The organism is Ruegeria sp. YTSC004 (assembly GCF_059609805.1).
Genome location: NZ_JBXWMJ010000005.1, coordinates 265054 through 278477, shown reverse-complemented (window position 1 = coordinate 278477; position 13424 = coordinate 265054). Strand labels below are relative to the sequence as shown.

Here is a 13424-nt window from a genome sequence, read left to right as displayed (position 1 = left end):
TAGCCCGAGTTCAGTGAGAGAGAGGGCAAAGCAGACGTTCGCAACCTATCCTCCAGCGGCAAGTTTGGGCTCACAGCAGACATTCGATAGTCAACAATGAGGAACACCGATGTCCGCTGTGCTGGGCAATCCTCTAGTTCAAGAGGTGTTTTCTTATGTTCGAATTGAATCAAAAGTTCAAATCGAGATGTCGCTTCTTTCCCTTGCACACGTCGTCAAAGATCGTCTCTACTTTCTTTTACGACCTCAACAAAAGCGACCGCCGCAGGGGATGGTGTTGCGTGCGGATGCATCGCTAGCCCAATCTTTCGTGTCCTGACTGAATTGAGCGGTTTGCTGACCCAGCCCTCTTTTCCGTTCGTTGGCGGCAAGGCCATCTCGGCCACGACCGAGACGCCTTGATTGCGTGCCACCATGGTCAAAGTACTTAGCATCTGCGATGTCCGATACCGCACATTTGGGCTAAGACGGGACTGCGTGAACAGACGACGGATGATCCGGGCAGAACCAGAACCCGGCATGATGAATGGCATTTCGCACAGTTGCTCCAATCGGATTGAGGATTGCTTGGCCAAAGTATTATCAGCAGCAACCAAGGCGACAAACTGGTCCTGTGCCACAGGCCAGGTCCGGAAGCGTTCATCTGGTAACACGACAAAACCAAGATCAATGCGCCGGTCTTCGATCCAACGGATAATCTCATCGTCAGCGGCTTCTTCAATCAGTACTTCGATACCGGGATGGGCAGCATGAAATGCTTCGAGAAGGCGCGGCAATATCTGCAATGATGACGTTGCACCAAAAGACCCAATGCGCAGTCTGCCGGTCTGCACTCCACGATATTCCGAGGCCTCCTGATGCATAGCGTCGGCTAGCCCAAGAATTTCGCGTGCGCGGGATAGAAGTCGTTCGCCCAACGGGGTCAGTTCGATTGGGGAGACGGTGCGATTAAAAAGCGTGATGCCAAGCTCATCCTCAAGACTCTTGAGGGCATGAGACACTGCGGGCTGACTTATCCCAAGTCGCAATGCAGCAGCCGTAAACCCGCGCGTTTCGGCAAGAGTGACAAAAATATCAAGCTGGCCAAAAGTCATAAGTAAATACTCATTTGACTATAACATAGTATAACTGAAATTCGGCATGGGCAATCCGATGTTTTAGGTGTTTCCATGTCCCAAGCCCTGTCATATCCCATAGCGTCGCAGAGCGCTTTGCTTTACGTCCGGCTCTCAATGGTGGCCTTCCTGTGGGGCGGCACATTTGTTGCCGGCCGCGTCGTTTCGGGTGAAATGCCCCCTCTGGTCGCGGCAACTGCTCGGTTTGGCCTGGCGTCTCTGGTATTGCTTTATCTTGTCTGGAAAGCGGAAGGTGGTTTGCCCCGCCTCACCTGGCGGCAGAGCGTGTTGATGGGGCTTCTGGGACTGTCCGGCGTCTGCCTTTACAACCTGTTCTTCTTTGCCGCTCTAGCTGAGATGCCAGCTTCGCGAACGGCACTGTTTGTTGCCTTCAATCCGATAGCCGTGGCTCTAGCCGGGGGGCTGATTACGCGACGGCTCCTACCGATTGCGCAAGTTGCCGGGATTTGTGTGGCACTAGCCGGGGCCGTGATCGTGATTAGCGGAGGGGACGTTGCCGGACTGATGACTGACGTCCGGCAGAGTTTTGGGCAGGGAGAATTGTTCATGCTGGCAGCGGTGGGTAGTTGGGTGGGCTATACGCTTCTTGGACGCAAAGCCTTAGGAAGCCTCTCGCCACTGGCGGCAACCACCTGGGCTGCACTAATTGGGTTTGTGTTTCTGGTATTGGGGTTGCCGCTCGCCGGTCCCGTGCAACTGTCGCAATTGCCCACGTTCACCTGCACTTTGGCCATCATCTATCTGGCCATTGGTGGAACAGTCGTGCCATTTGTTTGGTACTATCGGGGGGTACACTCGCTTGGACCTGAGCGTACGGCAGTATTCACCAATCTCGTCCCCGTCTTCGGGGTAGCCCTTGGGGCGGCTATCTTGCGCGAACCGGTTGAGGTTTCCATGCTGGTGGGCGGTGCGCTGGTGATAGCCGGAGTTTCACTCACCAACCGAGGATGACATTATATATGCCAAGAAACAGGCGGCTAGACAGTTTTTCGTAGATTGATTGCTGGCTGTCGCAGCGGACCTCAACGTGTTCAAACATCCGGGGCAATAACGGTAGATCGTTGCTTGGCCGAGGGCCGAAATCTCCCAAAGGGTAATTGGCAGAAGAAACGATCAGATTTGTGTCGCTTCAAAGGGCAGCTTAAATCCCGACGCTTTTCTATGACGAAAGCAATCCCGATAATTTGCTTGCTCCAAACTGCAAGAGCGACAGAAACTGCACTAAACTTTGCATTTCGTGACGCTGGGTTGGCGCGTGAACAGACAATGTTGCCACAAGCCGATTGTGTTTATCCAGGACGGGGACAGCTATTGCGGTCATCCCGGGCATGAATTCCTCGTCGTCCGTTGAGTATCCTTTTTGGGCGATACCCAAGATTTCTGCGCGCAATGCTTCTGGGTCAGTTATTGTTTTTTGGGTGTTCGGGTTCAGCTTACGGGCGGAAAGAAACCCATCCAGCGTGTTTTGACGAAGCGTGGACAGGTACATCTTTCCGCTGGCAGTGCAATGAAACGGAACCTGAGTGCCAATCGGCAATTGAATCCTCAAGGGCCATTCCGTTTCCACCCGGTCCAGATAAATCATTCCTTCCCGATCCGGGATGGCGAGGTTGCAGGTTTCGCCAATTTCGTCGGCGACGCCCCGAAGGATCGCGAGACGAGCAGTTCGAAGATGCTCCGATGACACCGTGTTTACCGAAAGCTCTCGCAACCGTGGTCCGGGTCCATACGATCGGCCATCGAGGTCTCGTTGAAGGAACCCTTCGGCCTCGGCCGTTTGCAGCAACCGATGGACCGTTGGTTTTGCCAGACCCAATGATTCAATCAGGTCTGACGGTTTGACTGCGACACCGCGCCTTGCAACCTCTTCAAGGAGAAATAGCAAACGCAGGTTCGTCGGGATTTGGGTTTCTTTCTCTCGTGTATCTGCGTTTGCCATTCCGCTAAACTCTAGTTGTTTGGCAGAAGTATCAAGGCCAGATCAGGCACCAGAGAAACCAAAATCCATACAGAGAGCAGAGCCACAAGGTACGGAACGGTGTAGCGCAGCAACCGGAAGTACGGCACGCCTGTCACACCTGACGCAACATAGAGGTTCAGACCATAAGGCGGCGTGATAAACCCAATCGATGCACCCACAAGGAAGATCACCGAAAAGTGGATCGGGTCCACACCCACCGACGCAGCAATTGGTGCGAGGATCGGCGCAAGGATAATCGTCACGGGCAAGCTTTCCAGCACCATGCCTGAGAAGAAGACAATGACCATCGATGTGAACAGAACCGCGTAATATCCCCCCATCGAAGTCACGAAATCTCCGATCGTTTGTTGTGCGCCAAGCAACGACAAGATCTGTTGCATGACAACCGAGATCGCAATCAGAGGGGCCAGAATGCCGGTGATCTGGGCCGAACGGATCACGATCGAAGGTATCTCAGGGATCGTAAACCCTTCTACGACGAACATTTCAGCAAAGCTCTTTTCGGTGGGTGAAACATCGTCGCGCGCACCCATTATTCTGTTGATCGGATAACTGACCAATCCGGCGATCACACAGAAGCCAACTGTGACGCCCGCAGCCTCGGTGGGGGAGAATTTGCCAGTATAAATGCCCCAAAGCACAAGCCCGATGGCAAAGAACCCAAGCCAGGCGCCAAAGGCGGTTTTTAGGATCCGGTTCAGTTGCAGCGGGATCAAGTGGCCCCAGCCGTTGATCCGGCAAATGATCCAGCATGCAAACTGCATGCCAAAGACCATCAGCGCGCCAGGCAGGATACCGGCGACAAACAGCTCGGAAATAGGAAGGTTCATCAAGAACCCGTAGACGATAAAGATGATGGATGGCGGGATGATGATCCCGACCGTACCGCCCGCCGCCGCCGTGGCCGCGCTAAAGCGTTCGTCGTAGCCGCCTTTAACCATCTCAGGGTGCAGCATTGAACCGATGGTTGCGGTCGTTGCAGAGTTCGACCCGGAAATCGCCGCAAACAATCCACATGCCCCAAGCGATGCCATAGCCAGCCCGCCGCGTATCCAGCCTAAACAGGAATAGGCAAAATCACTCAGCCGCCGCGCGATCCCCGACTTGTTGATTAGGTCCCCGGTCAGGATGAACAGCGGCATCGCCAACAGGGCGAAGCCTTTGTTGAACACGTTCAGCAGCTCTGCACCCATGTTGTCGAGTGTCAGGCCCAGAACGAATGAGCATCCGATCACCCAGTATCCGATGACAAGCAGTACCGGTACGCCCAACATGAACAGAAACGTCACGCCCAGCGAAATAAGTGTAACTAAAGTTCCGTCTGTCATCAGTCTGCCCCTATCACGGCCTGCTTGATCAGCGGCTCTCCGGTTTTCCAGTTGTGCAAGTCGTCAGCAAGGTTTTGAAACACTCGGCCAACCATCAGAAAGAAGGACACGGGCGCGGCCAACAGAAACCACCACTGCATGATGTTGTCTGTCCCAAGCACGATCTGGAAGTTCGAGGCCGACAGCGCCACGAGGCGTGTTGTGGTCACGATGACGATTACTGCAAAGATGAACCACAAAATGGCATCCAAAAACAAACACGCCAGTTGACCGCCGCGTGGCATCGCGGTGCGAAACTCGCTGAAGCTAAGATGCGTGCGCAAGCGGACATTATAGGACGCACCAAACCAGGCCATTATCATGAACAGAAGCGGAGGAATGGTGGTGGACCAGGGTTCCTGATCGTTGAAGACAAAGCGATCAATCACACCCCAGAAGATGATCAACGCAATGGCCAGATAGGAATAGACCATGATCGACCGTTCGAAGTGGCGTTCAACAAAGGGCACTTTGCGATAGATCAGCATCACGAGAAAACCGCCGAGCGCAGCGGCAACAGTGCCGACAACCCAGGCGGCGTCAGATTCCAATGCGGATTGGATTTCGAATGAATCGCGAGTGAGCAAGGCGCTGAAAATTGCCCCGATATCTGCCCAAAATGACATGAACCCCGTCCTCCCAGTCGGTGTTTAGAGAAACCGGCCCACGAGGGGCCGGTTCGAAATGTTAGATCAGGCCGCGCCTTTCCACCAACGGCGGGGCTCAACGTTTTCGGGCAGTGTGTCTGCCGGAATTTCGCGCGCGATGTCGTAGATTTCCTGATAGGTGTCGATGCCACCTGCCCATTTGTTCAGTCGCTCACGCCACTGCGCCCATGGTTCAGGATTGAAGTTCGGCGCGCACATCTCTTCGGCCAGCTTGATCTGATCGTCAGCCAGGAACGCCGCACGAACACCGTTTTCGGCAAAGATCGTGTTGGGCAGCTGCGGATCCGAGAAACCGACCGTGTTCAGCAGTGCAGCTTCGTTCGCACCCTGAATAAGGGCCTGTGTGAAATAGGACGATTCCATAACGGCGTCCTGCAGCTCTCCACCTAGTCCGTCGAACACCTTGGCTGACATCGACGTGTGTTCGGTTCCGCAGAAGAACTTGAGGTTCACAGATTGGGAAACGACCGGAGCCATGTTCGCGTATGCAACGGCTGATGCCCAGGTCTCCGCCCCGTCAATCAGGCCGGTTTTTAGGGCATCCAGGGTTTCTTCCCACGCCACCGGTACCGGATTCAGGTTCAGTAGCTGCATGGCGATCCGGCCTAGCTGTGTCCCTGTCACACGGTTCTTTGTCCCGAACAGTTCTTCCAGTTTGGTGACTGTAGGTTTGTCAGAGAAGGTCGAGCCCATTTGCAGGCCGCGCAGTTCACAATGGGTGAACAGGAACTTCAGCCCGTGGCGCTTTTCGAGGGGGTCTCGCAGAATGCGCTGGCTTTCGGGACTGTAGAAGAAATGATATTGGGCCGCCCTGCTGGGGAACATATAGGCATAGTCCAGCACGTTCAGATATGGCGCACCGCCCGCAGAGTTCTGGGTCGACGCCGCATAGATGTCGACGATTCCCTGCTGCGTCTTCTCAACACAACTCAGCTGTCCGCAGATCTGGTTGTCGCCAATGAACTCGATCCGAATCTCACCGTCTGTGCGTTCTTCCAGATCTCGGGCGAATTCGATGGCCCCTGCCCGTTCGATCAGCAGGTTGCGCGTATTGAAACCTGATGCACCGAATTTCAGCGTGTGCTTGGGTTCTTTCGAGAACCTTTTTTCATAAGTTGATTCTGCAGCTTGCGCCAAATTGGCCAAACTCATTGCGCCGCCAAAGCCACCCGCTGCCAGCAGCGTTGAACTCATGCCATAGCGCCCGGCTACACGGAAAAAATCCCGCCGTGAGACACCGCTTAGTTTCTTACCGATCTCCATTGCTTACCTCCCTGATCGCAATTATTGAGACGTTTTGTATCAAAAAATGCTAGTATAGTTCCAGCAATTTGCATAGTGTTTTTTTCAGTTACCTTGGGAGGAGACCGTCATGGAGGTGGATTATGCAGTCGTCGGAGCAGGCTCTTCGGGCTGTGTCATTGCCAATCGGCTAAGCGCTGACCCCAGCACAACAGTGGCATTGTTGGAAGCTGGCGGACCTGACACCAACCCGTGGATTCACATACCGGTTGGATACTTCAAAACCATGCATAACCCTTCATTGGATTGGTGTTACCGCACTGAACCAGATCCGGGTTTGAATGGACGCTCGATCGATTGGCCGCGCGGAAAGGTCCTTGGTGGATCATCCTCGTTGAACGGGCTTTTATATGTTCGCGGTCAGAAAGAGGACTATGACCGCTGGCGTCAGATGGGCAACGTTGGCTGGGGATGGGATGACGTCTTGCCTCTGTTCAAACGCAGCGAGGATCAGGAACGCGGCGAAGACGCGTTTCACGGTACGGGCGGCCCGCTGTCGGTATCCAACATGCGCATTCGGCGACCAATCTGTGACGCCTGGGTCGCCGCCGCCCAAGAGGCGGGTTACCCGTTTAATCCTGACTACAACGGGGCCGATCAGGAAGGCGTTGGCTACTTTCAACTGACCACTCGTAATGGTCGTCGTTGCAGTGCCGCCGTTGCATACCTCAAACCGATCAGGAACAGGCCGAACCTGAACATCATTACCCGAGCATTGGTGACCAAGGTCGAACTGGACGGAAAAAAAGCAACCGGACTTCTTTATCGCGACCGGTCGGGTGAAGTGAAGTTGATCAAAGTGCGCCGCGAAATCATCTTGTCCGGTGGTGCCATCAACTCACCTCAGATTTTGATGTTATCAGGCATCGGAGATCCAGATCATCTGAAGGCCAACGGCATTGAACCCGTTCACTCGCTACCCGGCGTCGGCAAAGGGCTGCAGGATCACTTGCAGGCACGCCTGGTTTTCAAATGCAACGAGCCAACGCTGAATGATGAAGTGCGTAGCCTGTTCAATCAGGCGCGGATCGCGCTGAAATACGCACTATTCCGGGCCGGACCTATGACAATGGCGGCCAGCCTGGCCACCGGATTTCTGAAAACCCGCCCCGAAGTTCAGACTCCTGACATTCAATTCCACGTTCAACCCTGGTCTGCCGACAGCCCCGGAGAGGGCGTGCACCCGTTTTCAGCCTTCACAATGTCCGTCTGTCAGCTGAGGCCGGAAAGCCGCGGAGAACTGCGTCTGGATGGCCCCGATCCGGCCAGTTACGTCAAGATCATTCCAAACTATTTGTCGACGGAAACTGATTGCACAACGATCGTCGACGGCGTGAACATCGCGCGGGACATCGCCCGGCATAATCCACTGGCTTCTAAGATTTCTGAAGAGTTCCGACCAACCTCGGATCTATCGCGCGATGACTATGAAGGCACTCTAAATTGGGCGCGCTCGAATTCTGTCTCAATTTATCACCCGACAGGCACCTGCGCGATGGGCACCTCGGAAAGCTCTGTTGTGGACCCAAACCTGAAGGTCAAAGGGATCGAAAATCTGCGCGTCGCCGATTGCTCAATCATGCCGGAAATCGTCAGCGGCAATACCAATGCGCCAGCGATTATGATCGGAGAAAAAGCCAGTGAGTTGCTAAGCGCAAACAAGTGAGTTTTGGGCACTACGTATCGTTATGCCGGTCCGACATAGGTAAGTTCCGCAAGTTGGGACACGTCGCAGAAATTGGCACAAACACGCACGTTGATCGCGGTACAACGAAAGTCTGCTTTGAATCGTTTAGCTATACGGATCAAAAAGCGGCTTACTTGTTGGACAGAAATACAGAGATGGCATTGAGAATGCCAAGGTCGGCCTTTTGACCAATATGATTGGAAAGTTAGTCACGCTGTACTGCTCAAGATCGACGACAATGGGTAATGGCTGTCTGCAACCGGCTGAGACTTATTTCTTTGGGCCGCGACCGTAGGAAAAGAGCGCGGTTGGAATGTAACAGTTTTTGAAACAAAAGCTGGTGAAACCGAGTTGCGGAATTTCGAGTTTCCTTAACAAGATCAGTATCTGAAATGAGTGAGTTATCGCTGAAGTCAGATTGCAAAATTGATATCGCACAAACTTTACGGTAGGGATGACTACAATAATTGAATGAGGTCTGCAGGTGTCGGGAACCCATCCATCTCCGACTGGTCTCATAAAAAAATTTCCAACAGTCCGGACTATCGAGGGCTGAGGCTTCCGTAAACGTTGCACTCATTTTGACGACGATCCGCAAACATCGTTCAGCTTTGCTTTACTTGGTTTTTTGAAGCCCAGTTCCCAACCAGCATCAGATTGAGTGCCGGAACCAATGGGACATTTGACCTTTGGATATGGCTTCGCTCTCACCGGTTTTTCGCCTCGTTGATAGGTCCGGAGGCAATAAGAAGTAGAGTATTGTCATGTCTGGCATGGTTCGTGTTCTCGGCCGCGTAGAGATACAAGCTCAAGGTGGTGAAAACCTACCAATTACCAGTATCCGCTCGAAAGAGCTGATTGCGGCCTTGGGGAACCGCCCGGGGCATCCGGTTGAGCGCCGTCAGGTGATGTCCTGGATCTGGCCTGACAAGGATCCAGACAAAGCACGGCGCGCGTTGAACACCGAGGTCTGGCGCCTGAAGAAAGTAGTGGAAACGGCAGGTACTGACCCTTCTGCGCTTATTGATTCAACACCTCGAACACTGACTTTGCGCAATGATGCCGGCTATATCGTTGATATCGACATGCTGGCCCAGGGCGGGAACACTGCGCTTGAGAGTCTTCTTGCAGGTGAAATCCAGATCGGGCGTTTTGCAGAAGGGGTGGAAGCTGAATGGGTAGAAGAGTTGCGCCACGAGACGCAGGCGCGGATATTCAGGTTTCTGAAAAAGACGATCGAGGCCGCGTTGGAAACCAATCGACTGGCAGAGGCTCGATGGGTCGCAGAGAAGTTCCAGCGCGACAATCCCTATGACGAGGCCGCGACGCGCTGGCTGATGAAGATTGACATGATGTCTGGCCAGAATGGCAACGCGATCCAGCATTTCAACATACTCAAAACCGTTCTGAGCGATGAGCTTGGTGTCGTCCCGTCACCGGATACGGTGGCTTTGGCGCAAAAGCTTCAATCGGCAGATCTACCGGTGCCCAGGCCAGGTTTCAGGTTTGAGCCGGCAACTGATCCGCGCATCAGAGCGGCCTTGCGGCGCGTTGATGCGCTCCACGGGTTGGTGAGCGAGTTACGGCTAGAGTTGTCAGCGTTGACAGACGAGTTAGACCGCTTGGACGAGTGAAACTGCCCTAGCATACTTTCCAAGCCTCTTTTGCTGCGAGATATCGCCCCCCACTCACAAACTAAACAACGTCGTCCCGAAGTCGCCAGTGTTGAGGCGATGCAGGCCAGTCCCGAAAAGGCTGATCTACCTGCTCTGAATGCCTGTGCCAGCGGCCGTGTCCTTTTTTCCGCCCAGCTCCTTCGCTCCCACTAAGGTTTTTTCTCAAACCTCCTTTTGTGATCGTTTGCTTGATTGCGTCGTGATTGGCCTGTGATTGCGCCATGCAATGTCTGGGAAGAACGGCAAATGCTGCGCAAGAGAGCAAGGGTGATCAACATGTCCCGCGATGCACGAAACCGGTTTTGGAATGCACCGGCTGAAGACGATTTTGAAGACTTCTTTGACGAAGAGTTCGCGCCAGAGTTTATCGATGCTGATAGCGCGTTCCCGGAGGAAATGGAAAGCGACGCCGAGTGGGGCGCGATTTTCGACGCAGGCTTCTCGCCGGAAGATGTCGCGCGCGAGGCTTTTGCCGAGATTGCTGATGCCCACGACACTGAGGTCAACGAGTTTCTTTTTCAGATGACCGAAGGCATGAGCCCCGAAGAACTGGAGAGCTTTTGGCGGGGCCTGGCCCGGTTCGGGCGCAAGGCGCTCAAGGTTGCGGCACCAGTCGTACGCACCGTCGCCCCGGTGGTTGGCACAGCGATCGGCGGCCCGATCGGCGGTGCTGTTGGTGGATTGCTTGGTCAGGGCGTAGGCGCACTTGCCGGGCAGCTCGGATCGCGTGGGCGGTCCAGACGTGGGCGCAGACGGCCTTCGCGGCGTGGGCGTTCGGTGATGACGCGCAGACCTGCGCGTGGTCGAGTCCGTCGCGCACGTCCCAGAAGACGCGGACGCCGCAGAGCAGGGTTGGCATCGATCGGTCAGCAGGCAGGAGCCATTCTACGAAATCCACAGATTCAGTCGATTTTGGCGGGCCTCATTGGCGGGCGCTCGCGCGAAGTCGTAGGCCGTTCGGGCGAGACGATGTCTGGACCCGTTGCAATCGCAGGGCTTATTGAAGGGTTGACCGAGGCGCTAAGCGAAGCAGAAGCCGCTGGAATCGACCTTGATGATTTTTCCGCAGATTTCGAAGCGGAGGATTTCGAAAGCGCTGCAGATGCATTTGCGCTTTTGGTGGAAATGATTGGAATTGACGAGGACGCCGGCGAGCGTGCCGGCCCCTGCCCCGAGACCGGTGAAGCCATTTGCCGGTGCAACACATGACCGCGCTCAACGAAATACTGCTAAAGGCGCTGACGAGTTCGGGTGAGATCGACCAGGCAGAGATTCTGGCGCATCTCACCGGGGCTGCTCAGGCAGAACAGCCTCACGAAACGCCTGCAGCTATTGATCTTGATGCTTGGCGCGAAGAGGCTGCCCGATCCGAGAAGGTGATCGAAAGCATGAGTGCACAGCTCGACATGCTGGCCTGTGCCTTAGGCGCGTGCCCGTCATGTTGGGGCGACAGCGAAGACTGCGAAGACTGTGGCGGGCAAGGTGCCGGAAGCCCCGGCACATTCCTACCCGACCCTGATTGTTTCAGGGCTTTGATTGTCCCGGTTCTCGAAGTGATGGTGGACCAAGGAAACCGTCGCCGCCGTCCCAGACGGCGTGCGAGGCGGCGTCCTTCGCCTCACGTCTCCGACAAGGTGGCGCATCCATTGACCATAGACGCCACGGTCATTCAACAGAAGGAAAGGTCTGACCCATGAGCTCATCAGGATTGATGGAACAGGACGATCTTTTGCGATTTGCGCTCGCTCAGAGCCAAGTCGCGGAGTTCGACGACGATGATGATGAAGATTTCGACGATGATGACGAAATGTTCGAGTTCGACGACGACGATGATGAAGATTTCGACGACGATGACGAAATGTTCGAGTTCGACGACGACGATGATGAAGACACCGACATGCTGGACATGGCTGATGACTTCGAAAGCGACGGCGAGGACTTTCCTGAACGCCGTCGCCGCCGTCGCCGCCGCCGTCGCTCCTTCCGTCGCCCGCGATTTCGCAGGTTCAGCCGCCGGCGTCGCATGGGCAAGGTCAAGGGGTCACGCTCGACCACAATGCGTGGGCGAAATGGCCGCCGCATGCGGGTGCGCTTTGGCAAGAGCTTTGCCACATCGGCAGAGGTAAACAAGCTGATCGCTTCTACCAACAAACGGTTTGCAGCCGCCATGAAGGAGCGAAAGGCGAACCACAACGCTCTATCCAAGCGAATAGCGTCTGCCACGAAGAACTTAGACGGCAAGGTTTCGTCGCTGCGCAAGTCGGTCAAGACACTTGAGCGGCAAGCCCAGACTTCCAGCCTCTTGGGGCTGTTAGGTGGTGCACCAAAGGCCGAAAAGATCAAGCTTTCGGGTGCAGCGGCAGGGGCTCTTGCTGGTCAGGAGATCGATGCCGAGATCACGTTCAAGAAGCAGGACATCCTGTTGCCGATCCTGGCTTCCGGCGCGTTTGGCAAGTCAGGCGGCGGGGATGACACGCTGATGTACGCCCTTCTCTTGGGCCGGAACTAAGGGGGTGAACAAATGCGACAGAAAGCACTACTGAATATCGTAGCCACACGCGATCTGATCCCGGATCTAACGACCGAGGCATTTCTGGCCTCCCGTGATGGGGTGCTCGGTGTCATGGGGCTCCAGCGTATCGCAGAAAGCCACGCCGAAGTGACCAAGGCGCGCGACACCGCCCTTGGAGAGGCTTCCAAATGGTACAAGGCATTGGAGAATGGCGTGAGGCTGCTTGAGCAGATGCCCGGTGGCACAGCGGTCACGCCAGCTCAGGTAGATGCGCTTGTTCAGCGGCTCGCTGAAACAGTGGCGCTGGATCCCGACAAACGGCCTGACGGTGTTGGAGATCCAGACGACGACGATCCTCAAAACCCACCTGCTGGTGGCCCCGGAGATTTATCCAATCCCGATCCTGATTGATTATCAAATGCTTTCAGACAGGGCGGCGCTGTCGCCCTGTCTTTCTTTTACGCAGGAGGACCGGCCATGTGCGGGTGTCAGTTGATACGTCTGGAGGATGTTAAACCGGTTGCACGGCACAAGCCCCTGAAACCTGGTGACTTCGGCGGGCCTTTGAAATCGTCGCCGCCAGTGCCCAAACCGCTTCCAAAAGGTCGGTTCTTTAGCTCGGGAAAATTGCCCAGGCCGCGCGCGACGATCGAGGCAGTGGCCACCGCTTTTCGTGCGCGAGAGGCCTTCGCGCGGGTGATGCAGCTTTTTCGTCAGCACAAGATCGAAAACGATGATGTTGACCAGGTGGCCCGCGCCATTTTGGCGGTGCCCGAGATGAGCCGCGACGAGATTGCAAAGACTCTTGGTGTTTCGGTCGATCAGATCGAAGAACTAAGCGCGGGCCTGAAAGCCCACGAAACTGCACTTCATGACGCATTAAAGAGTTTGCGAGCGTCAGAGCATCAGTTGACGACGATTAAAGGGATAGGCCCGAAAATTGCCAAACGGCTTCGGGAACATGGTGTCAAAGACTTGCGCCATCTCGCAGGCATGGACGATGCCGCTGTCGAGGCATTGGATCGGGATATCGATGCGCCCACTCAGGCCAAGAGCTGGCGCAACGAAGCACAGCAGATCCTCGAGGAACCCTAG

The 13424-nt window shown here is 55.1% G+C and carries 13 protein-coding genes; 8 read left to right on the top strand and 5 right to left on the bottom strand.

What is annotated here, in order from left to right:
• Positions 1-215: 215 nt before the first annotated feature.
• A complete protein-coding gene (locus AC2FFP_RS11865; protein WP_496844603.1) occupies positions 216-1094 on the bottom strand; it encodes a LysR family transcriptional regulator in 879 nt (292 codons plus the stop codon).
• 75 nt (positions 1095-1169) lie between these two features.
• On the opposite strand from AC2FFP_RS11865, the gene AC2FFP_RS11860 reads away from it, so the two are divergent.
• Positions 1170-2087 carry a DMT family transporter gene (locus tag AC2FFP_RS11860; RefSeq protein ID WP_496881065.1) on the top strand — a complete coding sequence of 306 codons (918 nt, stop codon included), beginning with the start codon at positions 1170-1172 and terminating at the stop codon, positions 2085-2087.
• Between the two features lie 208 nt (positions 2088-2295).
• Here AC2FFP_RS11860 and AC2FFP_RS11855 read toward each other — a convergent pair whose 3' ends face one another.
• From AC2FFP_RS11855 to AC2FFP_RS11840, 4 genes are all read right to left on the bottom strand, one after another.
• Complete coding sequence (locus AC2FFP_RS11855; RefSeq protein ID WP_496739001.1) at positions 2296-3075, bottom strand: IclR family transcriptional regulator; 780 nt, start codon at positions 3073-3075, stop codon at positions 2296-2298.
• 11 nt (positions 3076-3086) lie between these two features.
• Positions 3087-4445 carry a TRAP transporter large permease gene (locus tag AC2FFP_RS11850; protein WP_170561336.1) on the bottom strand — a complete coding sequence of 453 codons (1359 nt, stop codon included), beginning with the start codon at positions 4443-4445 and terminating at the stop codon, positions 3087-3089.
• A complete protein-coding gene (locus AC2FFP_RS11845) occupies positions 4445-5110 on the bottom strand; it encodes a TRAP transporter small permease (protein WP_496725939.1) in 666 nt (221 codons plus the stop codon). The genes AC2FFP_RS11850 and AC2FFP_RS11845 overlap by 1 nt, the downstream gene beginning before the upstream one ends.
• 66 nt (positions 5111-5176) lie before the next feature.
• The gene (locus AC2FFP_RS11840; protein ID WP_496725938.1) at positions 5177-6415 is read right to left on the bottom strand and encodes a TRAP transporter substrate-binding protein; all 1239 of its coding nucleotides are present in this window, start codon (positions 6413-6415) and stop codon (positions 5177-5179) included.
• 109 nt (positions 6416-6524) lie between these two features.
• On the opposite strand from AC2FFP_RS11840, the gene AC2FFP_RS11835 reads away from it, so the two are divergent.
• The 7 genes from AC2FFP_RS11835 to AC2FFP_RS11805 all read left to right on the top strand — a co-directional run bounded on the left by AC2FFP_RS11835 (position 6525) and on the right by AC2FFP_RS11805 (position 13424).
• The gene (locus AC2FFP_RS11835) at positions 6525-8120 is read left to right on the top strand and encodes a GMC family oxidoreductase (protein WP_496881064.1); all 1596 of its coding nucleotides are present in this window, start codon (positions 6525-6527) and stop codon (positions 8118-8120) included.
• A gap of 785 nt (positions 8121-8905) precedes the next feature.
• Entirely contained in the window at positions 8906-9775 is an 870-nt protein-coding gene (locus AC2FFP_RS11830; protein WP_496767329.1) for an AfsR/SARP family transcriptional regulator, read from the top strand.
• Positions 9776-10063: 288 nt separating this feature from the next.
• On the top strand, positions 10064-11026 hold the full coding sequence (locus AC2FFP_RS11825; protein WP_496881063.1) for a hypothetical protein: 963 nt from the start codon (positions 10064-10066) through the stop codon (positions 11024-11026).
• Positions 11023-11514, top strand: a complete 492-nt coding sequence (locus AC2FFP_RS11820; protein WP_496725934.1) for a hypothetical protein — start codon at positions 11023-11025, stop codon at positions 11512-11514. The genes AC2FFP_RS11825 and AC2FFP_RS11820 overlap by 4 nt, the downstream gene beginning before the upstream one ends.
• Positions 11511-12326, top strand: coding sequence for a hypothetical protein (locus AC2FFP_RS11815; protein WP_496725933.1), 816 nt, complete (start codon positions 11511-11513; stop codon positions 12324-12326). Before AC2FFP_RS11820 ends, AC2FFP_RS11815 begins: the two co-directional genes overlap by 4 nt.
• 12 nt (positions 12327-12338) lie before the next feature.
• Positions 12339-12740, top strand: a complete 402-nt coding sequence (locus AC2FFP_RS11810) for a hypothetical protein (RefSeq protein WP_496767340.1) — start codon at positions 12339-12341, stop codon at positions 12738-12740.
• 171 nt (positions 12741-12911) lie between these two features.
• Positions 12912-13424, top strand: coding sequence for a helix-hairpin-helix domain-containing protein (locus AC2FFP_RS11805; protein ID WP_496844599.1), 513 nt, complete (start codon positions 12912-12914; stop codon positions 13422-13424).